The organism is Olivibacter sp. SDN3, from assembly GCF_014334135.1.
Taxonomy (GTDB): domain Bacteria; phylum Bacteroidota; class Bacteroidia; order Sphingobacteriales; family Sphingobacteriaceae; genus Olivibacter.
Map to the genome: position 1 here is coordinate 1,331,156 of NZ_CP060497.1, position 25,849 is coordinate 1,357,004.

23 protein-coding genes and 1 tRNA gene are annotated in these 25,849 nt (G+C 42.1%); 13 read left to right on the forward strand and 11 right to left on the reverse strand.

The genetic code is table 11. The annotated features are described in order from the left end of the window. Positions 1–32: 32 nt before the first annotated feature. Both H8S90_RS05290 and H8S90_RS05295 read right to left on the reverse strand, forming a co-directional pair. The gene (locus H8S90_RS05290; protein ID WP_187341541.1) at positions 33–1,028 is read right to left on the reverse strand and encodes an SMP-30/gluconolactonase/LRE family protein; all 996 of its coding nucleotides are present in this window, start codon (positions 1,026–1,028) and stop codon (positions 33–35) included. A 50-nt stretch (positions 1,029–1,078) separates the two neighbouring features. Next, on the reverse strand, positions 1,079–2,179 hold the full coding sequence (locus tag H8S90_RS05295; protein WP_187341542.1) for a fatty acid desaturase: 1,101 nt from the start codon (positions 2,177–2,179) through the stop codon (positions 1,079–1,081). A gap of 880 nt (positions 2,180–3,059) precedes the next feature. Between H8S90_RS05295 and H8S90_RS05300 the strand changes: the two genes are divergently transcribed. The 4 genes from H8S90_RS05300 to H8S90_RS05315 all read left to right on the forward strand — a co-directional run bounded on the left by H8S90_RS05300 (position 3,060) and on the right by H8S90_RS05315 (position 9,882). Continuing rightward, entirely contained in the window at positions 3,060–3,596 is a 537-nt protein-coding gene (locus H8S90_RS05300; RefSeq protein WP_187341543.1) for an RNA polymerase sigma factor, read from the forward strand. A gap of 43 nt (positions 3,597–3,639) precedes the next feature. Then, entirely contained in the window at positions 3,640–4,779 is a 1,140-nt protein-coding gene (locus tag H8S90_RS05305) for a FecR domain-containing protein (protein ID WP_187341544.1), read from the forward strand. A 100-nt stretch (positions 4,780–4,879) separates the two neighbouring features. Then, positions 4,880–8,185, forward strand: a complete 3,306-nt coding sequence (locus H8S90_RS05310) for a TonB-dependent receptor (protein ID WP_187341545.1) — start codon at positions 4,880–4,882, stop codon at positions 8,183–8,185. 20 nt (positions 8,186–8,205) lie between these two features. Beyond that, positions 8,206–9,882, forward strand: a complete 1,677-nt coding sequence (locus H8S90_RS05315) for a RagB/SusD family nutrient uptake outer membrane protein (RefSeq protein ID WP_187341546.1) — start codon at positions 8,206–8,208, stop codon at positions 9,880–9,882. 62 nt (positions 9,883–9,944) lie between these two features. Here H8S90_RS05315 and H8S90_RS05320 read toward each other — a convergent pair whose 3' ends face one another. The 3 genes from H8S90_RS05320 to H8S90_RS05330 all read right to left on the reverse strand — a co-directional run bounded on the left by H8S90_RS05320 (position 9,945) and on the right by H8S90_RS05330 (position 12,473). Then, positions 9,945–10,757, reverse strand: a complete 813-nt coding sequence (locus tag H8S90_RS05320) for a siderophore-interacting protein (protein WP_187341547.1) — start codon at positions 10,755–10,757, stop codon at positions 9,945–9,947. Positions 10,758–10,951: 194 nt separating this feature from the next. Continuing rightward, a complete protein-coding gene (locus tag H8S90_RS05325) occupies positions 10,952–12,031 on the reverse strand; it encodes an acyltransferase (protein ID WP_187341548.1) in 1,080 nt (359 codons plus the stop codon). A gap of 109 nt (positions 12,032–12,140) precedes the next feature. Continuing rightward, positions 12,141–12,473: a multidrug efflux SMR transporter gene (locus H8S90_RS05330; protein ID WP_187341549.1), complete on the reverse strand. Its 333-nt coding sequence runs from the start codon at positions 12,471–12,473 to the stop codon at positions 12,141–12,143. A gap of 168 nt (positions 12,474–12,641) precedes the next feature. On the opposite strand from H8S90_RS05330, the gene H8S90_RS05335 reads away from it, so the two are divergent. After that, a complete protein-coding gene (locus tag H8S90_RS05335; RefSeq protein ID WP_187341550.1) occupies positions 12,642–13,022 on the forward strand; it encodes a helix-turn-helix domain-containing protein in 381 nt (126 codons plus the stop codon). Between the two features lie 11 nt (positions 13,023–13,033). After that, positions 13,034–13,498 (forward strand): GNAT family N-acetyltransferase, encoded by a 465-nt coding sequence (locus H8S90_RS05340; RefSeq protein WP_187341551.1) that lies wholly within the window; start codon positions 13,034–13,036, stop codon positions 13,496–13,498. A gap of 16 nt (positions 13,499–13,514) precedes the next feature. On the opposite strand, the gene H8S90_RS05345 is transcribed toward H8S90_RS05340, so the two are convergent. Beyond that, positions 13,515–15,101, reverse strand: coding sequence for an ABC-F family ATP-binding cassette domain-containing protein (locus tag H8S90_RS05345; RefSeq protein ID WP_187341552.1), 1,587 nt, complete (start codon positions 15,099–15,101; stop codon positions 13,515–13,517). Positions 15,102–15,447: 346 nt separating this feature from the next. Between H8S90_RS05345 and H8S90_RS05350 the strand changes: the two genes are divergently transcribed. The 5 genes from H8S90_RS05350 to H8S90_RS05370 all read left to right on the forward strand — a co-directional run bounded on the left by H8S90_RS05350 (position 15,448) and on the right by H8S90_RS05370 (position 19,138). Continuing rightward, positions 15,448–15,531 (forward strand) — tRNA-Leu (locus tag H8S90_RS05350). Between the two features lie 109 nt (positions 15,532–15,640). Further along, positions 15,641–16,540 carry an AraC family transcriptional regulator gene (locus H8S90_RS05355; RefSeq protein WP_187341553.1) on the forward strand — a complete coding sequence of 300 codons (900 nt, stop codon included), beginning with the start codon at positions 15,641–15,643 and terminating at the stop codon, positions 16,538–16,540. Positions 16,541–16,611: 71 nt separating this feature from the next. Then, positions 16,612–17,502 carry an NAD(P)-dependent oxidoreductase gene (locus H8S90_RS05360; protein WP_187341554.1) on the forward strand — a complete coding sequence of 297 codons (891 nt, stop codon included), beginning with the start codon at positions 16,612–16,614 and terminating at the stop codon, positions 17,500–17,502. Positions 17,503–17,609: 107 nt separating this feature from the next. Continuing rightward, on the forward strand, positions 17,610–18,503 hold the full coding sequence (locus H8S90_RS05365; RefSeq protein WP_187341555.1) for an NAD(P)-dependent oxidoreductase: 894 nt from the start codon (positions 17,610–17,612) through the stop codon (positions 18,501–18,503). A 47-nt stretch (positions 18,504–18,550) separates the two neighbouring features. Continuing rightward, positions 18,551–19,138 carry a hypothetical protein gene (locus H8S90_RS05370; protein WP_187341556.1) on the forward strand — a complete coding sequence of 196 codons (588 nt, stop codon included), beginning with the start codon at positions 18,551–18,553 and terminating at the stop codon, positions 19,136–19,138. Between the two features lie 67 nt (positions 19,139–19,205). On the opposite strand, the gene H8S90_RS05375 is transcribed toward H8S90_RS05370, so the two are convergent. The 3 genes from H8S90_RS05375 to H8S90_RS05385 all read right to left on the reverse strand — a co-directional run bounded on the left by H8S90_RS05375 (position 19,206) and on the right by H8S90_RS05385 (position 21,713). Then, positions 19,206–19,853: a DUF1349 domain-containing protein gene (locus tag H8S90_RS05375; RefSeq protein ID WP_187341557.1), complete on the reverse strand. Its 648-nt coding sequence runs from the start codon at positions 19,851–19,853 to the stop codon at positions 19,206–19,208. 370 nt (positions 19,854–20,223) lie between these two features. Further along, on the reverse strand, positions 20,224–20,844 hold the full coding sequence (locus H8S90_RS05380; protein WP_187341558.1) for an NAD(P)-dependent oxidoreductase: 621 nt from the start codon (positions 20,842–20,844) through the stop codon (positions 20,224–20,226). A gap of 86 nt (positions 20,845–20,930) precedes the next feature. Beyond that, a complete protein-coding gene (locus tag H8S90_RS05385) occupies positions 20,931–21,713 on the reverse strand; it encodes a helix-turn-helix domain-containing protein (protein ID WP_187341559.1) in 783 nt (260 codons plus the stop codon). 218 nt (positions 21,714–21,931) lie between these two features. Between H8S90_RS05385 and H8S90_RS05390 the strand changes: the two genes are divergently transcribed. Beyond that, entirely contained in the window at positions 21,932–23,455 is a 1,524-nt protein-coding gene (locus H8S90_RS05390) for a glycosyltransferase family 39 protein (RefSeq protein WP_187341560.1), read from the forward strand. A 101-nt stretch (positions 23,456–23,556) separates the two neighbouring features. On the opposite strand, the gene H8S90_RS05395 is transcribed toward H8S90_RS05390, so the two are convergent. Continuing rightward, complete coding sequence (locus H8S90_RS05395; protein WP_187341561.1) at positions 23,557–24,060, reverse strand: DinB family protein; 504 nt, start codon at positions 24,058–24,060, stop codon at positions 23,557–23,559. A gap of 185 nt (positions 24,061–24,245) precedes the next feature. On the opposite strand from H8S90_RS05395, the gene H8S90_RS05400 reads away from it, so the two are divergent. Next, on the forward strand, positions 24,246–25,475 hold the full coding sequence (locus tag H8S90_RS05400) for an RNA polymerase sigma factor (protein ID WP_187341562.1): 1,230 nt from the start codon (positions 24,246–24,248) through the stop codon (positions 25,473–25,475). A gap of 16 nt (positions 25,476–25,491) precedes the next feature. Here the strand turns inward: H8S90_RS05400 and H8S90_RS05405 are convergent, their stop codons facing one another. After that, entirely contained in the window at positions 25,492–25,848 is a 357-nt protein-coding gene (locus H8S90_RS05405; RefSeq protein ID WP_187341563.1) for a YciI family protein, read from the reverse strand. Between the last annotated feature and the right edge of the window lies 1 nt (position 25,849).

Genomic DNA, 25,849 nt, shown 5'->3' on the forward strand with positions numbered 1-25,849 from the left:
GTTTAGGGCAAAGATAAGATAGCTCACGTATTTTACCTCATTTTTAATCGTAATACCTGGTGGCTTGCTGTTATATAAATGGTTTTTCCGTCCGCAGATAACGCACAATTAGATACAGCTTGTGGAATTTTTATCTGCCCGATGGGCTCATACGACTTATTAAAAACCCATATTCCGCCCGGTCCGCTGGAAAAAATATTTCCTTCTTCATCTATCTTCAATCCATCAGGTCCGCCCCCGTGTTCGCTAAAATCAAAAACAACACCAGCGGCTTTTACTGAATCATCGGCAGTGATGTCATAAGCAAACAGCATAGGTTTTGCATTATCTGAGTTACCGACAATAAGCTTTTGTTCGTCTGGCGTAAAAGCCAGTCCGTTTGGCCGCGATAAGCTATCGATAATCAAGGTTAAATTGCCTGCGGTATCTAACTTATAAACGCCATTTACCGCCAGTTCTTGCTTGTAAATATCCTGATCATTCAATCCATATGGAGGGTCCGTAAAAAAGAAATCGCCATTACTCCGCTGCACCACATCGTTAGGACTATTGAAACGTTTATTGTCAAACGTATCAGCCAATGCAATAAATTTTGGTTGTGGGTGTGTAATCAAGGCATCCATTCTTGCTAAACTTCTGTTGCCATGCTGGCAAAGAATAAGGTTATCATTTAAGTCTAAGATCAGGCCATTAGATCCCATTTCACCGCCACGAGGTACATCCCCGGTATAACCAGAAGGCTTGAGGTACTCCTCCAGACCGTTTTGTGCCGTCCACTTATACACCACATTATTGGGTACATCAGAGAAAAGCAGCATATTATGCTCGTCGACCCATACGGGGCCTTCACACCAAGCAAAGCCCTCGGCGAGGACCTCCAATTGAGCATTTAGCTCTATTAGCTTGTCTATGTCTGTATGTAGTCTTTCTATGCTGCCGATAGTGTCCTCCTCCTTATTATCTTGCTCTTGCTGATTGTTACAGGCCAATAATGGCACAACCAGCAATACAGTTAATACTAATTTCATTATAAACAATCCTTTTTTGTATTTTTTTAATCCCCCTAATAACAATTGTTTTAAAGCTCTCCGGTTTTAAATAAATTCTCTTTACGCCCATTTTTCCGTAACAAACGGAAGTGCGAGCTAACCGCTTTCCAAAAAGGATAACACGTATAAGGTAGATTATGTTCTTTGGCATAACGTCTGATTACTTTGGTTATATAGGGGTAGTAGGTATGCGCTACACCCGGGAATAAGTGGTGAGCCACATGATGGGTAAACCCTCCAAATAAAAAATTAGCTAGTTTACTATCCGCGCTGAAATCTTTTGTCACACTCATCTGGTGCTCAGCCCAGGTTGTTTGCATTTTTCCATCTTCTGGAGCCATGGGGAAGTGCGCGTGTTCGTCTACATGTGTAGATAATAAGGCGACCACACCTAAGACGCTCCCACAGAGATGCATCGTAATCCAAGCCACCAAAATGATATGCCACGGTTGTGCCAGCACTATCATCGGAACGATGAGCATATAAAAAAGATTAAATAATTTGCAGGCAAACAGCTTTACATACTCCACCTTCGGGATTTTTACCACACGCTTGAGGTAATTATCTTTCGATCCAAAAAAATCCTTGAAATCTCTAATAAACAACCAGTTCAATGTATAACAAGGGTATAAAAGCCACATATAAATATGTTGGTACTGGTGGTAATTAAAAAATCTACTCGAAGGGAAAATCCGAACTAGATCGCTCTGCTTAATGTCGATATCCCAATTTTGTATATTGGCATAGGGATGATGTAACACCAAGTGCCTTTTCTTCCAGATAAAGCTGTTACTACCAAAAAGCTCCAGTACATAAGTAAACCACTTGTTATATTTCGGGTTTCTAAAGACAGCGTTATGTGCAGCATCATGAAATGCGTTTATAAAAAGTACGATCATAAATAATCCTGCCAAAATATAAAAGAAGAATAGCAGGGAAATAGCATTTCCGTAAACCAAAATCCCTATATAGGCAGCAATATAGCCCGCCAACAATCCAATTGATTTTACAATATTAGCCGTTTGGATCATTGGGTTCTTCAAGATATTTTCATGCACCTCCCTTTGCATCTTTTTGAAAAAATCGTCCTCGGAGGTTTTTCTAAAAGTAGGTTTTATAAGTTTTTCCATATGCTTTCAATCAACCAATCGTCAGCCACATTTTACTGGGGGCTGATCAAATGCGTAAGCTATAGACGCTAACCGTTACAAAAATGATACATTTTAATTTTAATATGGTTTTAATTGAATCATTTTTTACATAGAAAAGACCTTTCTTCTATTCTTATTGTGTTAAGGTGAATTACTAACGTACATTAATATTTTCTGATTATTACTATATTATTTTGCTATTCATAAATTCCTTAATTAACATTATTATCATTTCATGAAACAACAGCTCAATTCAAACTTTTTCTATTGTAAGTCTACACAGTGACCGTTAAGGAGACCTGCATTTTGAAGACTATACAATCAATTTAACATCCAAGGTAATGCGCGCTAGATCTTATTATTAGAAGCCGAATCTGTGAATAAATTTTTTTCGAAAAGTAAGAAGTGATTATGATAAGAACTTTCATCACGCCTCTATATGTCAATAAACACTCTTTTTAGATGGCGAAGTAGCTATAGAAACCTCCTAGGGATAAATCAGGATATTTACGTCCGGAAAGTGTTATTGGGAAAAGATACCCTACGGAAAAGACACCATTCACTTGCGTAGGCGCAGCATTTTAGATCTATTATAAGTGTTTTAATAGATAAAACACCGTCAGAATACGATGGCTTTTTTAATTTGGTCTACCAGAAAAATTTTCTTATCCTTGTTTAACCAAAGTTTATAAATAGCGTTATGGCGCCCTAAATTATGAGGTATACATTCGGAAGATTGATCGACCTAAGGTGCTATTATTTTAATGGATTTTAATAAATTTCAGGCGGCATACCGTTCTATAAATTTTGCTAAAAGGTTTTATATGTTTATTTTAAGGATTTATAAATAGCAAGAAACATGGAACAGGAAGATACCCTATTGCTTCAGCAAATCCAGGAAGGGTCTATCTTGGCCTATGAGCAGTTGTTCAAAAAGTATTATAAACCATTGGTTCTTCAGGCAAGATTCCTTTTGAACGAAGAGATGGAAGCAGAAGATCTTGTGCAAAATCTTTTTGTAAAAATGTGGCAAAAAAACATCTTCACTTTTGTTAATTCTTCTATTAAAGCATATTTGCAACGTGCAGTGCGAAATGAATGCTTACATGTACTAGAGAAAAAGAAGGTTCATGAACGAAAAATGCTTCAATATTTTGCATCTTTGGAAAAACCTATAGAAAACGATACCTTAGAAGCAAGAGAGACACAAGTGCAGATAGAAAACGTTTTGAAGGACCTGCCCATGCAACGTCTAACGGCCTTCAAACTGGTGTATTTTGAGAAGAAAAAATATCAGGAAGCTGCAAATGAAATGGGGATATCAATTAATTCCATAAAAACGCATCTGAAGCTCGCGATAAAGTCTCTCCAACAGAAAATGATTCATATAAAATAACATAGCATTCACCCTATCGATAGATTTTAGGGTCAATAATATAATGCCACAAGATATTGATACCATAAGGCTGCTCATGATCGAGAAACTCGCCGGTTCCATTACAGAGACCGACGACCAATATCTTATGCACTTAATCTCATCTTCTGAAGAAATCAAGCGTCTTTGGCGAAGTATGCAGCAACAGTTTTCTAGCGATAAAATCGACGAAAACATCGCATGGAACAAGGTTCTTCCTCGATTAGAAGACAAGACCCCCGAGCCATTATCACCGGGCCGTCATACGAGAAGGCGTCCTTACTGGATATGGATAAGCGGAGCCGCTGCAACCTTTCTATTAGGTGTATTCTTTTTATTGTCTCGCCCGTCCTCAAGCGATGCCCCGTCAGTTGCCTCCTTATTTGATGAGTTTCCTGTAGTAGATTCTGTTCAGCTACTTACTGCAGAAGCGCAAACGATCAATCTAGAAAACGAAGAGGCCGGGAAGCGCTTGGGAGAACACCTGGTTGCTTCCAAAAATAATTTAAGGGTTGAAGGCAGAGATGCTACTGCCAGATGGCACATACTGTTGGTTCCCCCCTCTAAAGATTATCAGCTCACCTTGGCCGATGGCACCAAAGTAACCCTGAACTCGACTAGTAAAATCAGGTTTCCAACAACCTTTGACACGAACAAGCGGGAGATCTTTTTAGAAGGCGAAGCTTATTTTGAAGTTGCGAAAGATGCCCGACGCCCCTTCAACGTGATAACCGCATCTGGACAGGTAGAGGTACTGGGAACAGCCTTCAGCGTAAAGGCCTATAAACAGGAAGCATTTGAGACCTCGCTTCGGGAAGGGAGCGTGCGCGTATCCGCTGCCAGCCAAAAGCGTTTATTAAGGCCCGGTTATAAGCTCACTATAGCCGGCGACAAACCTACGCTGAGCAAATTTGATTTCGATGAAGAATTCTCATGGGTATCAGGAGTCTTCCATTTTCACAAACAACCCTTAAGTGTAGTTGCCCGAGCAATGGAACGTTGGTACGATATTGAAGTCATCATCCAACAAGAGCATTTAAAGCAGGCTCGCCTTTCTGGAGCCATTATAAAACAGGAACCCCTGGAAAATACACTGTTTTTTTTGGAGCAATCAATGAAAATAAAAACAAAAACAGAAGGTAAAACACTGATATTAAGCCAATAGTAATTTTTATTCACACAATTTTCATTTTGCGTTCACCCATTTCTTTATAAAATACGGTCATACCCAGAAACAAATTATAAAACCAAATGAAGTTTCAGGTATGCGAAAAAGAAAAATTCTCCTTAAGCCCAAGATCCTACTAACAAGCTGGTTTCTTTTGACCCTTCATGCGCTATGCTACGCCGATCAGGGCGGCAACAGCCGGGTAACGTTCAGCGGAAACAATGTACAGCTCGTTGACCTTTTCAAAGCGATAAAGAAACAAACGGGCCTGACGGTCTTTTACAGCAATGAGGCGCTTAATGAAGCAGAAAAAATCAAAGTCGATTTCAACCAGGAAACCGTAGAAAATGTATTGTCCAGTGTTTTGGCCAAGCAAAATTTTACGTGGACTATCAAAGGTAATTTTATTGTCCTCAACCCAGACAAGCCCGCCGCCAAACGGCAGGAATTCACGGTATCAGGCACTATCAAAGATGCCGAAACGCAGGAGGTACTCCCCGGGGTGAGTGTCATTTTAAAGGGAACCAACATCGGGACTACCTCCAATGTCGACGGCAACTTCAGCTTGTTACTCAGTAAAGAGCAGGCGGCCAACGGCACATTATCATTCTCATATGTAGGCTATACTCCCTTAGACACGCTTATACGATCGCGCGAAACACTTAACGTCACAATGACGGTAGATGCTTCTAGCCTAGACGAGGTAGTTGTGTTGGCCTACGGGTCGCAGAAAAAGGCTACTGTTACCGGTTCTGTTGCATCTATCCCTACAAAAGAATTAGTACAAAGCCCGGTATCCAATTTAACCAATGCTCTGGCAGGTAGATTACCTGGATTGATCACCACCCAACGCAGTGGTGAACCGGGTGTAGATGCCGCTTCACTATACGTCAGGGGCGTAAGCACCATCAATAATGCCAATCCGATTATTATGGTAGATGGCGTAGAACGTAGCATGGATTACCTCGACCCAAACGATGTCGAAAGTGTAACCATTCTCAAAGACGCCGCTGCTACAGCCGTTCTGGGAATGCGGGGCGCTAACGGTGCCGTATTAGTTACCACCAAGCGCGGAAAAGCCGGCAAGCCCGAAGTAAGTTTTAGAGCGTCTACCGGTTTCCAAGAGGCCACCCGTATACCCGAATACTTAGGTTCTTACGATTATGCCCGTTTATATAACGAAGCGATCACAAATGATGGTGGGCAGATTGCCTTTTCTGATGAAGAGCTGGAAGGTTATCGTAATGGAACACTACCCAATATTGATCATTATGCGTATATGATGCGCCCATCTAATGTAACACAGGGGAATCTCAATGTGAGTGGAGGAACAGATATTGCCCGCTATTTTATCTCCGCAGGATATAACCGGGCAGAAGGGAACTACCGTCATACCTCCGATAACGAACAGGGTTTCGATGGAAATAACCTCATGAACCGTTACAACCTCCGGGCAAATGTAGATGTAGATATTACCAAAACGCTGTCGGCACGTGTAGATTTGGCCGGCATTATCACCCAACGCCGAGACGGCAACAACTCCGCCTCGAGTATTATGAATCTGGCCAATCGGATGCCTCCCATTTTCCCGTTATTCAATGAAGATGGCAGTCTTTGGGGAAATGGAACTTTTACACAGAACCTACATGGGGAGCTTTCCCGTAAGGGCTATCGTAATTTTTTCAACAATACAACACAGGGGACATTCTCGCTCAAGCGAAAGTTAGATTTCATCACTAAAAACCTTTCCGGCCAAATACTTATGGCCTATGATCAAACCAACAATCCAAGCGCTTCCTATACCAGGGATTACGCTGTGTTCGAGCCGCTTTACAATAATGGCGGAGAGTTAACGGGTTACCGAAAGTTTAGGGACGATACACAAATTAACCCTGATGGGAGCTTCAATGGAGGCGGACTCAACCGCAACACCTACCTCGAGGCCTCCCTCAATTGGAACGGTACCTTTGGCAATCATAATGTATCGGCCATGGCCTTGGTTAATCGGCGTCTGCAAAACAACAACTCAGAAATTCCGTTTGCCTACGAATCCAGCCTGTTCCGGGGAACATACGATTACAAACAACGTTACCTCTTAGAAATAAGCGCTTCTTACCAAGGCTCTGAGAACTTCCCTCCCGGCAGTCGCTATGGGCTATTTCCGTCCATCTCGGCAGGATGGGTACTCTCTGAGGAATCCTTTCTAAAAGATGTGGCGTTTATAAACTTTCTAAAATTGCGCACCTCCTACGGAGAAGTTGGGAACGACCGTTCGGGTGGTGATCGATTTTTATGGTTCACCTCCTGGCGAGAAAATCCCAGTGATCACCAGAACCAATACTTCTTCGGCACCGGAGCTTCCCGTGCAGCGGGTTGGCAACAGGAGGCTGTAGGTAATCCGGGTGTTACCTGGGAACGGGGACGCCAATTCAATGTCGGACTGGAAGCCAGTCTATTCAGGGACATCCTATCCTTCACCTTAGATGTGTTTAAAGAGAGAAGAAGCAATATTTTAATCACACGAAACAGTTTGAGTGATGTCTTCGGGCAGAACATTAAACCTCAGAATCTTGGTATCGTAGATAACCACGGTTTCGAATTAGAAGTAATAGCTAGGCAGCAATTGGGTGACTTTTCTTATACCGTACGTCCTAATATCACTTTCGCCCGCAACAATCGAGTATTCTTTGATGAAGTGGCACGGGCTTATCCCTGGATGCGTCGTACCGGCACCCCTATCGACACCAAATTCGGTTTAATCGCCGATGGCTTCTTCGAAAATCAAGCGGCAGTAGACGCTCATCCCTATCAGAACTTCTCCGACTACGGTCCTGGCGATATCCGCTATGTTAAATTAACCGGCGACGAATATGACTATATACAACCCGGATTTGACGAAACCGTTATCGGCCGACCGCGTACTCCGGAGTATATGTTCGGAACAGCGATAGAGCTTGCTTACAAGAATTTTGATGTTAGCGTACTTTTTCAGGGCGCAACCGGTGCCGACGTCATGCTAGAAAATGAAGCCGTTTATGAATTCTTTCAGGGAGGAAAGGTCAAACCCTTCCACCTTAATAGATGGACACCAGAAACCGCAGCCACAGCGACTTATCCTAGCTTGCACTCTTCCGTCAATGGGAACAATCACAGGGCCAGTTCGTTCTGGGTAAGAAGCGCCGATTATTTACGCCTAAAAAACTTCGAAATCGGTTATCGCTTGCCTCGAAATATTGTTGAGGCAATAAATCTCTCTTTTTTCCGGATTTATGCCAATGGTATGAACCTGTTTACTTGGGATAAGCTGAAAGACTGGCAGGTAGATCCAGAAATCGGCGATGGTAACGGCGCCATGTATCCCATTCAGCGGATATGGAATTTTGGAATAGATGTTCGATTTTAAACACACAAACAATAGATAAGATGAAACCGATCTATAACATATACACCTTGTTTTTGGTATTTTTAACAGCCTCTTGCGGGGACTACCTCGACCGCGCTTCCACCACGCAAAGACAGGATGAAGACATTTTCAATAATTTTACTATGACAGACCAAGCCGTCAATGCCTTGTACGGCAGCACGCTGAGAAGGTCAAACTATAACTATCTGGGCGGCTATAACATGTCGTCTGCCACGGATGAATCCAAAGATGCCTCCACCTGGATGGCTTCTTACAGTTTTAATAACGGCTCTTGGTCGAGCAATCAAAACCCAATAGGAAATACCTGGCGGGAATATTACGAGTCGGTACGTATGGCCAATCTAATTTTAGAAGGAGTTGTGGAATACAACACGCCTGATGATGCCAATAACCCCGGCTATCTAGAAAACAGAATTGGTGAAGTGTATTTTTTACGTGCTTATGCATTGTTTGAGTTGGTTAGACAATTTGGTGGTGTTATTATTTTTACCAATACAATCGATCAAGCAGATGAAGAAGCGCTTAATCGGCCTCGAAACACCTACGATGAATGTGTCAATCAGATCCTTGCCGACTGCGATGAAGCCATCGCAAGGGTACCCAATACATACCCAGCGAACCAATTGGGAAGGATAACTAAAGGGGCTGCTATGGCATTAAAATCTAAAATCCTACTATTCTCAGCGAGTCCGCTTTGGGCAGAGGCAGGAAAAACGGGCTTTCAGGGAGATATCTCCGACAATCAACGTGCTTCAGATCCTGAGAAATGGCAGCGAGCTGCGACGGCAGCCAAAGAAATCATTGATATGGGCCAGTATAGTCTGGAGCCAACTTTGGAGGCGCGGCAATCCATGTTTACAGCTACCACCTTGCAAAGTACAGAAGTTATCTTTGTACGGATGAATGCTTGGAACCAGGACATGGACCGCTACTTTTTTCCACACGGTAGCAGTGGTTGGTCCGGCGGGGCTCCAACACAAAACCTAGTAGATGATTATGAGATGGAAGACGGTTTACTTTATGATGAATCGCCATTGTACGATGAAGACAACCCCTATGCCAATCGTGATCCTCGTTTCTATACCGACATTTCCTATAATGGGGCGCCATGGAAAGATCGTGTGATTGAGACCTTTACTGGTGGATTGGATGAGCTCAGCACACAAACCGACAGGACCCGTACCGGCTATTACTCCAAAAAATTAGTCGATGAAAGCATTTCCATTGGTCAAGGTCAAGGTCGAAGGGTAGATGCTATTATGTTTCGCCTGGCAGAGATCTATCTCAATTATATAGAAGCACTAAATGAGTATGACCCAGGCAACCCAGACATCCTACTATATCTCAACCGCATCCGTGAACGGGTGGGGCAAGTCCCTATTTCCGATGGTTTAAGCCAAGAGGTTATGCGTGAGAAGATAAGAAACGAAAGACGTATTGAACTTTCCTTTGAAAACCATCGTTTCTGGGATGTAAGACGCTGGAAAATTGCTTCGCAAACCGAACCCACCATTTATGGTATGCGGGCGATACCTGATGATACCAAATCTAGCGGTTTCCGCTACGAACGTTTTAAAGTGGAGGATCGATTGTGGAGAAGCGCTATGTATCTTATTCCGATTACACAAGATGAAACCTTGCGTAACCCTAACTTGGTACAAAACGAGGGTTGGTAGTAACGAGTGATAACCACAAATGCGGGGTACGGTCGACGAAGCCGTATCCCTTTTTTAAAATCCTACGTTATTGCATTTTTCTCCTGTTGCCTATCGGCTGCCGATTTTTCCTCAGCGACACCTGCTTTCCAGTACGAATAAGCGTAGAGCTCCTCCCGTGTCCAATTTCGCTGCTTTCGGAGATAGGTTCTAATCGCTTTTACCGTCGCAAACTCCGCTGCTATGTAGGCAAATCGCGACTCCCTAGGTAAGTTCAAACCGGCAACAAAATCTGCCAAAACACTTCCCTTTTGCGGTTCTGCATTGTGTAACCATACCTGTTCCACTTCTGCTACTGTTTGCAGATGCTGTTCATCGGCCTTACCATGCACTTCGATCACGCATACCACCCTCGCTTTCGCCGGCAACGATTCTAAAATAGCGCCAAGTACCGGAATAGCTGTTGCATCGCCCGCCAACAGGTACCAGTCTGCATTTGGGTATAATTCGGCTTTACCATCACGCATCAGCACCCCTAATACATCTCCCTCGGTAGCATGTAAAGCCCACGCGGATGCCGGGCCTTCTTCCCCATGCGCTACGAAATCAATCCATATTTCATTTGTATCCAAATCTATTCCTCGATGGGTATACGTACGCACAATAGGTCGCACTTCTTCTGGTAAAGGTATCCATTGGCCTTTCTCATAGTCAAATTCTGGAAAATAAATCTTGTCAACACCTTTTGGTGGTATCAAAATTTTGTTATTTACTCCAACAGTAGTGTTTGCTATCAATTGCACATCCTCGCCAGTCAACGTAACACGTATGTAATGCGGAGTCAGCCACTCCTTTTTCTTAACGCTGAGCTCCGCCTTGATTGTCTTTGCCTTCATTCCTAAACATTTAATCTTATACAAGAGCAGTCAATAGAATCAATCTATTAAGAATCATTCTAATTAACTATTCATGCAAAGGTATCGATTTATTGGAAACAACACCTACGTCAAACGGATAAAAAATAATACCAAACGGAGCAGTTCATATTTACGGTATCAACTATGCATAATCGATTTAAAAGAATGAGCAGCTAGTCTTTTTTTCTTCGGTTTGTTAAATATCTTCTCAGCGGAATATCGTAAAGTACCATCGCGAGATAGGCAACCACCAACAATAGAAAGGTACCAATAACGATAATAGCTGCCAATTTCGGAGTATCTGGCTCATTGAGCGTATAATAGTTAAGAAACATCCAGATGACTGCATAATGCGTCATATAGAGCGGATAAGAAATTTTTCCGGAAAGAATACACAATTTCCGGAGACCTTGCTGTAGCTGTGCGCCCGCTCCCAAGGCTACCAATAACGGGAAATAAAAAAGTACTACCGCCGTTTCTGCCAACCACCCGCCACTAAAGGGCATCAGGAAAGCCAAGATAAGCAAGACTGCTAGCCCAATGAAGCCCAGTTTACTTTTTATGACCCAATTAGCGCGATAAATCAACATACCTGCTAAAAAAGAATAAGCTATACGCGCGCCGCCATCTAGAAAGCTGTCACGCCCCCATCCTCCCAATAAAGATTCTGCCCGATAAGCGACTGCACAGAGCACGAAAGCCATGATAATTGTCAATATCAATAAGGCCTGGCGACCAATTCTATATAAAATCAAAGCATATATGATATTGGCTACATATTCCCAAAACAATGACCATGCAGGGGCATTAAGCCCGAACAAATTAAAGGCGCGTTCATCCATTACCGGAAATGGGATAAGCAAAATCGAACATAAAAAAATCAAAAAAACCTTCCCTGCACTGTATACTTCCGCCTGACCACCAAAGGGGTCATAAAGAAACGTAAGCAAGCCCAGCACCGATCCCAGCACAACAAGCGGATGCAATCGGATTAATCGTGATTTGAAAAATTCTATTGCACCCATCTTCCCTATACGATCGTCATAAGCATAGGCAATTACAAAACCCGACAAACAGAAAAAGAAGTCAACGGCCAAAAAGCCGTGGCCAATGAAGTTTTCATTGAAGTCGGAATAAACCATTTCCATAAAATGGAACAGAACGATTGCCAGTGCAGCGATCCCTCTTAACCCATCCAAGATTTCAAAATGCCGTTTTGTTTGTAGTATACTTGTTGTATCGCTTTTCTTCATATCATGGTAAAATAGAGCCAAGAATAAGGAATCCTGCTTACTCAAACAAATTTTAGATGAAAACCTCCATTTTCATCTGCCACCACAAAAGGAAATACCAGATCTATTTTTAAGCACTTCCGCCTTCCTTTCCCAATTCGAGCGCCAATACCCCAGCTACAATAAGTCCTATACCTATGATTTGGACAGGACTTATCGTTTCTTTAAAAAAGAATACCCCTATACCTGCCAGCAAGGTAATGCCCAACGCAGCCCAAATGCCGTAGGCAACACCTATTAACATCCCTTGTTTCAGGGACAACGACAATAAATAATACGCTCCTACCACTCCCAATACGGCAACGATGGACGGTAAAACCTTAGTAAATCCCGACGACTGTCGGGTAGCAATAGCTCCTACCACTTCAGCAAGGATTGCCCCCAAAAGAAAAATATACTTCATGACTAACTACTATTGATCTCAAGGGCAATTTGCATTAAAAATAGTAGTTTGGGAATAGGGGGTAAAAGAATCACTCGGTGATAAATTCATCACCATTAGTGAGGGACCTGCACCCGACCAATAATTCTTAACTTTGTATAACGTACCATAAATGATAGGTCTATTGCAATGTATAGCTACGAAAACAAAATACCACAGGATCTTACATATGGCGTGACGGCAGCCATGAAAGTAATCGGGGGAAAATGGAAGCCATGTATTATTGATTGTATTAATAAAGGGATAAAACGACCTAGCCAAATTCATAAAGCTATTGGTCAGGCCAGCTTGCGTGTAATTAAACAACAATTGAAGGAACTCCACGATTACGACGTAGTATCTAAAACAATGTATCAAGAATACCCGCTTAAAGTAGAGTATGAATTGACGGTATTCGGCAAAACAGTTTTACCCATCATTGAGGTACTGCAAAGCTGGGGCGACCGCCATTCGGAAAAGATTGCCGAGCTAGCCCTGAGAAGACAGGAAAACATCATATATGACAAATAAATAGGAAAATAATGAACATCAGTATTCGTGTTTTATCCACAACAGACGTGCAAGAACTGACCGACTTGATAACCCTTTTTAAACAGGTTTTTGACATGCAGCCCTTTGTAACACCAAACCATGAACACTTGGAACAGTTACTGCAAAAAAATAATTTCATAGCTGTAATAGCCGAAATAGATAATCACATCATTGGCGGTTTAACGGTATATTTACTCGATCAGTATTACTCGACAAAACCACTGGCTTATCTTTATGACCTAGCAGTGCTGCCAAGCTATCAACGGCAAGGAATAGGCAAAAAGCTTATAAACTTTATTAACTTATACTGTGCGCAGCAAGGTATTGAAGAAGTGTTTGTTCAGGCTGACAAAGTAGACGACTATGCGATTGATTTCTATCGCTCCACCAAACCAACAAACGAAGAAGAAGTCGTACATTTTTCTTATCGGCTTCCGCCTGATATCGCCCCATAAGCCGTCAGCCCTCGTTTTATAGTTCAATCGCGCGTTCAGCCCTAATTTCATCCAAGAAAGTCTGGTCGTGCGACACCACCAACAGTGTCCCTTGGTAGGTATTAATTGCCGTGGTTAAAATCTCAACGTTCTGAATATCCAGGTTATTGGTAGGCTCATCCAGTATGATCATGTCTGGAGCTTGATCACTTATTGTAAGGCAGCATAGCATTAGACGCATTTTTTCACCACCACTTAAAGCCACACACGATTTATCCCAATCTTCCTTCGGAAAAAGAAAACGGTTAAGCCTGATTTTCAGCTCATGTTCCTGTAGTCCGGAAGTATTAAACTGCTGCGCCTGATCATAAATCTTGAGCGTATTATCAATCAGGGAATAATCCTGATCAATATATACCGATCTATTTTCCGCTCTATACACCTCCCCAATCTGCGGTTCCAATCTTCCCAGGATGATCTTAATGAGCGTGGTTTTACCAGATCCATTTGCTCCTTTCAGCACGATACGTTCACCGCTCGTCATCCGAAAGTGCAGGTGCTCCGGCCACATCCATTGATTTCCATAGGTAAAGTTGATATCCTTAGCCGTAAATAATGCTTTGCCCCTGTGCAGCTCAGCATAGTCAAAACCGAATTTCATTTTATCCAGATCGGGTAGCCCGGCACGCAAATCCCGTAATTCATGTGCAATCCCATCAATTTTTTCAGCATGTATGCCTCTGATTTTCGAGGTGCTCTTCTCTGCACTATTTTTTAGGGTATTCATCATGATCCGTGCGACACCCGCCTTTTCCTGTTTTCTCTTTCCTCGCGCATCTAGTTTCTGCTGTCGTTCCAGCGTCTCCCGTTCTTTTTCTTTGGCCTTCCGCAAAGCCTTTTCTTTGCTTCTCACGTTTTGGTTCAAAGCATTGCTTTCCACCTCTTTCTGTTCAGCATAAAAATCGTAATTGCCCCCATAAGTACTTATACCGTATTTATTCAATTCATAGACGGTTTCAAGTAAGTTCAGCAACATTCGATCGTGACTCACCACCATGAGCGTGCAGGAAGTAGATTGGAGAAACTCATATAAAAGAGCTCTTCCCGCTGCATCCAGGTGATTGCTTGGCTCGTCCAACAACACCAGTTCAGGCTGATGAATAGTAATACCCGCAAGAAATACTTTTGTTTTCTGTCCACCACTCAGGCTTTCCAGTTTTTGTGTCAGGTCAAGGCCCTCCAGTTTCCATAATGCCAACGCTTCCCGGCAACGTTCTTCAATGGTCCAATCATCGTTAAGTAGCATAAAATTGGCTTCAGTAGCTTGGCCATCGAGGATTTCCTTTAACGCTCTTAGCTTATCTTCAACCTGTAGTGCCTGCGCCACCGTCAAATGATTGCATTGCCCGAAAATCTGCGGCACGTAATAAGCGTTTGCTTCCACCTTAACTGTTCCATCCGTCGCTTGGACTTTATCGGCAATTATTTTTAACAAAGTGGATTTCCCTGTTCCGTTATCACCGATCAGGGCTACTTTATCATATTTCTTAAGGCTAAGATGAATGTTTGTAAATAAGACATCCTTGTTGGGATGTATATATGTGATATTCTGTAGAAAAAGCATTATTTCCTTCTTTAAAGTGAATATTAAGCGAACCTTAGTACGGCTACGCCACCCATTTTTATGAAAGAAATTATCTCCTACATTAATGTATCCTTTTTGATTTTTAAGTTTTCAAATTTACGAATTATTTTTCAATAATCATTTTTCATGTTCTTATCCACAAAAGAAGAAGCATTTACCCAGTCGACCGAGCACATCATCTCCCTGTATTTAGCCAAATCGATACATGAATGGCGGTGTTCCAGATACCGGATTAACTTTTTTGCAATGTGAAGAATAATATTTTTTAGTTTTTATTTGTAAAACAATATCTTTGGCACAGCCCCTGATCATTCAAGCCTTTCCCGCCCGGATGGCGAAACTGGTAAACGTTGCGGTCTCAGAAGCCGTTGGGAGGAGTCCCTTGAGAGTTCGAGTCTCTCTCCGGGCACAAATATTAGGAGCACTCCAAAAGGGTGCTTTTTTACTTTTAACCAATACAATTTTGTACCACTCCAAGAAATTTATCAGTAGCTTTGCTTTTATTCAATACTTATGTTATGACCAATATCCTCCAATTCAGCGAAATAAGTGACTACCTACAGCGCACTAATCTGCAAATAGAAAGCAAGTTTTCTGATTTTGTGATATATGACTGGGCAGATGTCAATTGGGCTACTTGTGTAGAAGATCTCCCCTATCGCAGTCATTATTTTGAGGTTGTGTTTGAGATGGACTCCGACTGTAAATACAGCGTTGACCAGTTCGATTTTACGTCATCACCTAACAAAAGCAACCTGTTTTTCATCAGTCCATACCGTCTACAATCCTGCCAAAGTGGTACGTCGTCAGTACCCTATAAAGGTTTTACCATCTTATTCAAGCCTGAATTTATCCATCTAAACCCATCAAATGAACGCTTTCTGCAAGATTTTCCTTTCTTTAATTCGCTTAATACACCAGGCATAGCCTTAGAGCCCCAAATGGTGAAAGAGATTGCCGAATTGTTTCGTAAAATAAAACATGAATACGATCATTATACCATCTTTAGTCGGGAGATCATCAAGAACTACCTCAATATTCTGTTGTTGAAAGGCAAAGCTTATTACCGCAATCATCTACCGATACCAAATGGTGTTGGTCGTGAGCAAGAGATTTACAACCAATTCATGTCGTTGGTGCAACAACACTACCTTGACTTCGATTCCGTGGGCAGTTATGCTGAACACATGCACATGAGTTCTAAGCATCTCTCTGAAACCATCAAGAATATCAGCGGTCAGAGCGCCCTTCAGGTTATCCACAATGCGCGACTGCACCACGCCAAATCGCTATTGAGACAAACGAATATGACCGTTTCCCAGATTGCTTATGAGCTTCACTTTGACAATCCCGATTACTTTTCCGTTTTCTTCAAGCGCCTCGCGGGTGAAAGCCCCTTAGCATTCCGTAATTCTTAAAGTGTTTACCGCCTTTTGTACAGTATCGTACCCCTACTGGTAGTTTATTTTTGCAATAAACAAATTAGGAAATGAATCATTCAATAAACGGTAAAAACAAGGTAACCCTGATTGGCCTAGGACCAATGGGGCAAGCCATAGCGAATGTGTATTTAGAAAACGGTTATCGTGTGACAGTGTGGAATCGAACGGCAAGCAGAGCAGAGAAATTAGTGGCAAACGGCGCTATTCTGGCACCTACTGTTACCGATGCTTTGCAAGCTTCAGACCTTGTATTACTCAGCCTTACAGATTACGCAGCAATGTACGATATTTTGGACGCAACCGATGTGTTATTAGCAGACAAGGTGATTGTCAATCTCAGTTCAGACACGCCACAGAAAACTAGAGCGGCGTCTGTATGGCTAGCGGAAAGGGGCGCTTCGCTTATCGTTGGAGGCATCATGGTTCCTGCAGATCTTGTAGGCAAAGCGGGAGCATACGTGTTTTATAGCGGGCTAAAATCTGTTTTCGAACTTCACGAGGGTTCACTGCAATTGATTGGTAAGCCCGACTACGTTGGCGAAGATCCTGGGCTCGCTCAACTTTTCTACCAAGCACAATTGGACATTTTCCTTACATCCCTATCGGCTTATCTGCATGCTACCGCCCTAGTTGGGTCAGCAGGAATATCTGCGAAAGCATTTCTTCCCTATGCCATCGAGATGTTCGAGAACCTACCAGCGATTGGCGGCTTGACTGAGGCTGCGGATCACATCGACATGGGGGTATACCCAGGCGATATGGCCAACATCATCATGATGGGAGCAACGGCAGACCACATTGTAGGCGCTAGCCGATCTGCAGGATTAAATGCTGGATTGCCGGGCGCTGTAAAAGCACTCTACGATCGCACGATTGCCACTGGACACGGTAGAGATGGTTGGCCAAGCCTTATTGAAGCAATAAAAAACCCCTCTTGAAATCTATCAGAAAAAAGGGCACTAGCTCGGCCGAGGGAGGCCGGAATATATTGTCTCATGTATTAAGATTAAGGAAAAAACACTTTTAATTTTTTAACTGTATTGATATGGCAGAAACGAATAAAAAAGAGGCGGTCACTGTACTGGGCTTAGGCGCTATGGGTAAAGCCCTAGCTAAGGCTTTTCTTCATGCTGATCACAAAACTACTGTATGGAATCGATCGTCGGGGAAAGCCAACGAACTCATCGCAGCGGGAGCTAAAAACTCCGGGCTCCTCCCTGAAGCTATCGCTGCTAGCTCTTTGATCATTATTTGTCTCCTCAACTATGACGCAGTATACAACATTCTAGAAAATTTGAAAGACGATTCCCTACGAGGCCGTACCGTGGTTAACCTTACGAATGGCACACCCGGACAGGCTAGAGAGATGGCATCATTTATTGAAAGTAAAGGAGGAAAAGCTTACCTTGATGGCGGAATCATGGCGGTACCATCGCTCATCGGTCGAAAGGATATCTTTATACTCTACAGCGGAAGTTCTTTTAGCTATGAAAAGCACCGAAACACCCTGCAGGCCCTTGGGGAAGCCAAGTTTCTGGGAACCGATGCCGGATTGGCTTCATTACATGACTTGGCGCTACTGAGTGGAATGTATAGCATGTTTGGTGGATTTCTCCAAGCAATCGCCTTATTAGACAGCGAGCATATACCAGCAAAAGAATTCACAGCTTCATTATTCATCCCCTGGTTACAGGCAATGATGACAACCTTGCCCGAGATGGCGTTGCAGATTGATAAGGGGAATTATGCGTCTCAAGAAGCGTCTCTTGCCATGCAAGTTTCGGGTGGAAGTCTCATTGATTTTAGCATTTCACAAGGTGTAAGACCAGATTTGCTCGTTCCGATAGAACTTTTGATGAAGCAGCGCGTTGCAAACGGTTACGGCGAAGATGATTTTGCAAGTACCATTGAACTGATTAAAAAAAGCGCTAAGCATTAAACTTTGGTTATTTAAAATACTCCAACACGTAAAGACGATTTATATCTATGAAGAAAATTATGCTTTACGTGTTGTTAATCTGCGCCATTGTCTTTGTTTATCCAAGCGCTGCCCAAGCACAGCCTCAATTAGTTGTTACACTTAACACGCTGGATCAAATCGGGCGTATCCGTTTCCTTTTTTCCGATTTACAGCTCGACTTAAATAACGACGGTCAGCTTTCTAACACTTTCAACCGTTTTGACGACGCTTCACTTCAATTTGACTATTATGATCGCTTCGACACCAAAGAAAAACAGGGCAAGTTAAAATCAATAGGAACTATACAGATTGATTATTACGATAGTTTTGATAACGAAACGAAACGTGGGAAGGTCAAACGTATTGGTGATACAACGATCGATTATTACGATCAATTCGACCAAGAAGAGCTACAGGGCAAGATAAAGTCAATAGGTGGAGAAGCCATCACCTATTATGATCGATTTGCAAACGAAGAGATCCGCGGCAAACTGAAGTCGATTGGCGGCACTGAAGTTTACTATTACGACCGTTTTGATGGTGCAGATAAAGCTGGAAGGATAAAAGCTATCACCAAGAATGGAAATGGAAAGATTCGCATTATGGTGAGATAAAGCAAAAGAGCTTCCGCCACCATTGGTGACGGATTTTCTAATAGTTGTAGTAAGCCGGCATCCTCGCTTAGTTGTTTTTCTCCAACCATTCTATCCGTCTTTGGTCAGGTAAATGCTTTACCGAGAAATGCTCAAACTTCGCCTCGAAACCTTCGCCATCAGGAGATGCCGCCATCAACCCGATCATCACCGGCATATTATCCGGCAAAGGCGCATTACGGGTCATCACATAGTTTTTGTCGTCATAAGAGTAAAACACTTCCAATGCATCCAAACGCCTTAGCACTTTAATCCATATGAAAGGAGGTGTCTTTTCCAGAGGAGTTACACTCCAGTCGCTTTTTCCCTGCGTCACTACCGTACTGATATTGTATTTTCCATCGACAAACTCAATTCCGGTTTTAATATAGCGTTCATGATCTATCCTGATCATTAGTCCCATTTGATCAAACCTCGCTTTGTAATCACCGGACAGTTTTACCTTTGCTTCAAATTCCCCTCCATAGTTTGCAAAGTAAAATGGTGCATCGTCTACAGTAAACCCGTAATGGGAAACCCGCCAATAATCAGTTTTCGGTGTAACCTGCATAATCAATGCCCCATCTTTAATCTCCCATTTTTCGGGTTCATTGAACCATTGCATTTTTTCCAATGTTTGGCTTTTTACAGTTTGACCCGCAAGCGCAAACACTAACCCAAGAACTAATTTCTTCATTTTCGTTAATAATTATTTGCTTTAACCCATAATAAAACCTTATGCTTCTTCACCGCCGTGCGTTTCTATGAGCTATGCAAAAAAAGCATTTTTACATTAAAAATCACAGTTAATTGTATCCTCTAAGGCAAATAAGTATCTTTACGAACCTATAAATACCATTAGCCGCATTTTTTTAAGAAATTTCTAACTTACCGAGTCAATGCCCAAGCCTTTTTCAGGAAACATGAAGTCTGGTACATCTTTTTGTAGGTACGGAACGTTCCCACAAAACGAAAAATCCAAGCAACACCTTTTGAATGCCCTATTGCTTCTTTATGGAGGGGGTCAACTACGCCCATATTTCCACTAAAAAATCAAAAGAGACTAATTAATTAGAGATACTCACCGGTTTTTTCACGTATTGCCCGGTTTCCAGTTCTCTCAACATAAACCCCGCTACGTCTGCCCTGGCTATTTTAAGGCTCAACCCCTTTGCATTGCCATCAAACCCCACCTTAAAATTGGCTGTCTGCGCGCCATCACTAAATGCGGCTGGGCGTACGATAGTATAATCTAAATTGCTTTTAAACAAATATTCTTCCTGTAACTTATGATCGTTGAAAGCTTTTTTCAGCAAAAGCCCAAACATAATATACTTCCAGAAAAAATTCAGGTTTCCTTTACTCTCTCCGAGGCCCAAGGTTGTTTCACAGATAATCCTCCGGATGCCTACTGTCTGCATAGCATCGATAATATGCCGGGTACCCAAAGCCCTGATACCTCCTTTACCACCGTCGCCAATAGCGCACAATACTGCATCCTGATTGCTTACCGCTTTCTCTACCGCTTGTCTATCCATGAGATCTCCTTTAAAAACCTCTAGGCGAGCTTGTGGGGCTAGTTTTTCTGGCCTACGGGTAAAAGCCCTCACCTGAAAGCCTTTTTCAAGTGCTTGTTTTACAATGTGCGTGCCTACGCTGCCGGTGGATCCAAATACTACAATATTCATGATAAAAAATTTAATGTTTTTGATACCACAAATTTGCAGAGATCTGCTAGCGAAAAATAGAAAAAAAACGACAGTTGGCAGTATGCTTAATTCATTCTCTTTGAAAAAACCCGTGGTGTTTTACCAGTAAAAGCTTTGAACACCCGTATAAAGTGTGATTGATCAGCAAATCCATTAGCGTACACCACTTCATTCATTTTGTCAAAATCCTTTTGTGCGAGCTGTTCAAAAGAAGCATTAAACTGAATAATCCGCGCAAACTGCTTGGGCGGCAGTCCGGTCTCCCTTAAAAATCTACGCTCGAGCGTCCTTCCGTTAACATGCACGGCCGAAGCAATCGAATGGATACTTTCCTGTCCGTTCGTGCGGATGATCCGCTCGATCACCTGTTTAACTTTGAAATCCAAGTTTTGTTTTTTCCGCTCCAGTAAACCAAACAATAAATTGGCAATAGCCTTCACCTTAGCCTCCACTGTTCCGTGAGCGAACAAATGCCGGTTAAAAGATGTCATATCCACCTCCCGGAAAGCCTCCAAATCATAACATCCATCATTGATCGATTTCGGATCTACACCGAAGAAACTTTTAAAGACAAAGGGGTATAACCGAAAGATAACCAGCAAATAGGCCCCGCTGATTTGCATTTCGATGGGCCGGATGGTTTGCCCGTATAAAAAAGAAGTCGGCATCAATTTATTATGAGGTTTAATAAACAGGCCATGTGCCGTTTGTTGAAAAAGCAAACCCGGATAACCATCTGCAAAAAAAGGTAAATTTGTTTCCTTCCCAGAATCAGTTTCCTCAAATATCAGGATATCCTTTACCAATAAAGCAACCGATGTTGGTGGTACCATTTTTAAAGGCTCCATAATCTTCATTTAAGCCATTAACCATCCGCTAAAATAAAAAAGAATTTACAGCCGAAGAAATTTTACGCAGCTTGAGCGATAAACTAATACTTCTAGGGGGACCTATTTCACTAAATTTGTTTTCATTGGTATTCGTAAATGCCAAACATTATATTTATTTTGGTTAAGAAATTGACCTAGTCACTGTATTTATCGTACGATATAACACGCCAGCTGTAATGACAAAAGAATCAACCATATTAATCGGCTTCATCGTGCTAAAGTTTCTATTACAGTACCATCTAATAAGTCCTGAATACGAATTACAGCGAGATGAATACCTACATCTCGACCAGGCTAACCATTTAGCTTGGGGCTACCTGTCTGTTCCTCCGGTTACTTCCTGGATTTCTTACATCATTAAACTCCTAGGCAATTCGGTGTTTTGGGTTAAATTTTTCCCAGCGCTTTTTGGTGCGTTAACTATTTTAACCGTTTGGAAAGCTATTGAGGTATTAAAAGGGAATCTATTTGCATTGATTTTAGGGGCCACCTGTGTTTTATTTTCGTCGCTATTAAGATTAAACACGCTTTACCAGCCCAATTCCTTGGATGTGTTATGTTGGACAGCATTGTATTTCTTTGTGTTAACATACCTGTCTACAGAAAAACCTAAATGGCTTTTCCTCGGAGCGACCGTATTTGCTCTGGGATTTCTAAATAAATACAATATTGTGTTTCTAATGATGGGGCTTCTTCCTGCTATTCTGATCAGCCAACAACGTAAGCTTTTTCTTCAAAAACATTTCTATTTAGCCATTTTATTGGCTTTGCTAATTATTCTACCCAATCTTCTATGGCAATACTTTAATAATTTTCCTGTAATCCACCATCTACAAGAGCTGGCAGAAACACACCTGGTAAATGTAGATAGATGGAGCTTTCTTCGTTCGCAGTTACTTTTTTTTATCGGGTCTCTAGTTGTTATTTTCTCAGGTCTATATGCTTTATTATTTTACAAACCTTTTAAAAAATATCAGCTCTTCTTTTGGGCGATGGTTTTCACGCTGGTCATTTTTCTCTATCTACGGTCGAAAAGTTACTATGCTATCGGCATATACCCTATCTATATAGCTTTTGGGGCAGTCTTCCTCGCAAATCTGCTGCGTGTAGGATGGAAAAGATATTTACGGCCAGTTACGTTATTAATCCCCTTACTTTTTTTTATTCCCATGTACGAAGTAGCCTTCCCGAATAAAACACCAGCCTATATTATAGAGAACCAACAGCAATATAAAGCGTTGGGAATGCTGCGCTGGGAAGATGGCAAAGATCATAGTTTACCGCAAGATTATGCCGATATGCTCGGCTGGAAAGAGTTAGCTTATAAGGTTGACAAGGCATACTCCATTCTTGTCGAGCGAAACAAAACACTTGTTCTCTGCGATAATTACGGGCAAGCAGGAGCTATCAACTATTACACCAAGCAAGGTATCAAGGCCGTATCCTTTAATGCCGATTACCTCAACTGGTTTAACCTTGAACTACCGTATACCAACCTTATACGGGTAAAAAACGCTGGTAGTACCGTCCGTGAGTTAGAAGAAACCAGTCCTTATTTTCACGATGCACAAATTGCAGACTCCATTACTAACAGCTATGCCAGAGAGTACGGAACAAATATTTTTGTATTCACTGGAGCGAAGATTAATATTAACGAAAGAATAAAAACCGAAATAGCGGCAGCTAAGCGGCGCCGCTAGATCTTATCAAGGTGCAGTGGATTACCAAGCGATCTATTGTACAGATATTGCCTCAAAGACCCGCTTCCCTATATCGCTGTTCTCCACTGTTTTCAGGTCTATTAAAAGCCTATTTGCTCTTTTAGCTGTTTTACATGTCGTAAGGTATGGTAAGTATTTAACGCTAACCATTCCAAGCGTGTAAAGGTGCCATAGCCGGGTATTGCAAAATCGATACACAAACGAGATAGATCATCTTGCTGCCACACACTATTTTGTTGATCAATCCTTTCACGCAAACCGTTTATCAGTTCATCCTTACTCACCCAGCCGTCTGGAGGAATTATTTCTTCCGGTGCATCGTAGCGTGCTTCAAAATTCAGAAAGACATCTTTTATGCTGGGTATTTTTTTATCTACCGGCCTATTAGCTGCTTCCGTTGTTCCTTTGATGGTATCAATAGATGCATAAGACTTATAGAGATGTACACCCAATTGGCCAGGAGTCCATTTATCGGGTACAAATTTTTTATTTAGCTGTTCCTCGGTCAGTGAATTAAGCTGCTGCACCAACTCAAGCGTGACCTTTTTAAACAATTCTTCCAGATGGTCTGTATCAGGTTTCATAATTTTCATTTTTGTTCCCATTCAAAGATACTTCAATTCTCCCTGCAGGAACAAGGGGTAATAGCGACAAATAGCACGCAAAATGCGTCTATTAGATGACGTATAAGCTCTTGATGCTGAATAAGGTTAAAGCTATCTGCCCATAAAAGAAAAAGCGTTAGTATCTTTACAGAATCATTTTTTACATGAAAGAAGACACCTTATTGCCAGATCTATTCAGAAAAGAGTACCAAAAACTCGTTTCAGTGCTTTGTTATCTTTTTGGTATACAACATATTGAAATAGCGCAAGATATTGTTAGCGACACTTTCCTTACGGCCACAGAAGATTGGAGTTTGAAAGGCACTCCTCAAAATCCTACCGCATGGCTTTATACTGTCGCAAAAAATAAGACAAAAAATTACCTAAAAAGGAATGCCCTTTTTGAGCAGAAGCTTTCACCAGAGATCAAACATCTCGCACCGCGAACAGAAGAAATTGAAGTTGACCTTTCCACTAAAAGCATTGCCGACAGTCAGCTTGCCATGATTTTTACCGTATGCAATCCTAACATCTCCCATGAATCTCAAATCGCTTTGGCGCTACATCTGCTATGTGGTTTTGGTGTACAAGAAATTGCAGATGCCTTTTTAAGCAACAGAGAAGTTATCTACAAGCGCATCAATCGGGCGAAAGAAAAGCTAAAAGAAGAAAATATAAAGATAGCGCAGCCCAGTCTATCACAGATTACCAGTCGGCTCGATACTGTTTTAACCACGCTGTATTTACTTTTCTCGGAAGGCTATTATTCCTCTTCGCAAGATACTACCATGCGCAAAGATCTTTGCGCAGAAGCAATGCGTATGACCCATCTGCTCATTGAAAATCAGACGACCAATAAGCCCTCCGTTAACGCCCTATTAGCTTTAATGTGCTTTCATGTCTCCCGGTTTGACGCCCGAGTCAATGATTTTGGAGAAATGATTTTATATCAAGATCAGGATGAAGCGCAGTGGAACCAGGAACTGATTGAGCAGGGAAAACGCTATCTCAACCTGGCCTCTCACGGTAAAGAACTAACAAAATACCACTTGGAAGCAGGCATAGCTTATTGGCATACGCACAAGGAAGATTCAAAAGAGAAATGGGAAAATATCCTGCAACTGTATAATCATTTGGTACTTGAAGCGTACTCACCCGTTGCAGCAATGAATAGGGTTTTTGCGCTGGCAAAAGCAAGGGGAAACAGCCATGCCATCAGCGAGGCAGAAAAGCTGAACATGGACGACAATCATTTTTATTTTGTGCTACTAGGCAATCTATATACCAATATTGATAATAAAAAAGCCTATACACATTTACAGACAGCATTGTCTTTGGCCCGCTCCGCCAGTGATAAAGCAATTATACAAAAAAGCATGGAAGCGCTTAGATAAGCACCTCCACGCTAAATTATTCCGATGTTGCCGGTGTTTCCGCCATACGAATCTCCACATTTCCTCCTAACTCCAAAACCGGGCACCCTTTAGCTATCTCTGCTGCTTCCTCGTAATCTGCGGCCCATATAAATATCATGCCGCCAATAGATTCTTTTATCTCAACGTAAGGACCATCCGTCACGACCTTCCCTTTTTTTACGACTTTGCCCTGACCATCCCAACGCTGTAAAGGTCTGGCCAGCTTTTTTTGTGCGGCGATCCCTCCAAGCCAATCCTGCCAATGTTTAATCGAGTTTTGCAATTGTCTTGGAGATGGTTGATTTTCTTTTGCAGAAAAATCTCTACGAAAAATTAATAAGAATTCGTTCATG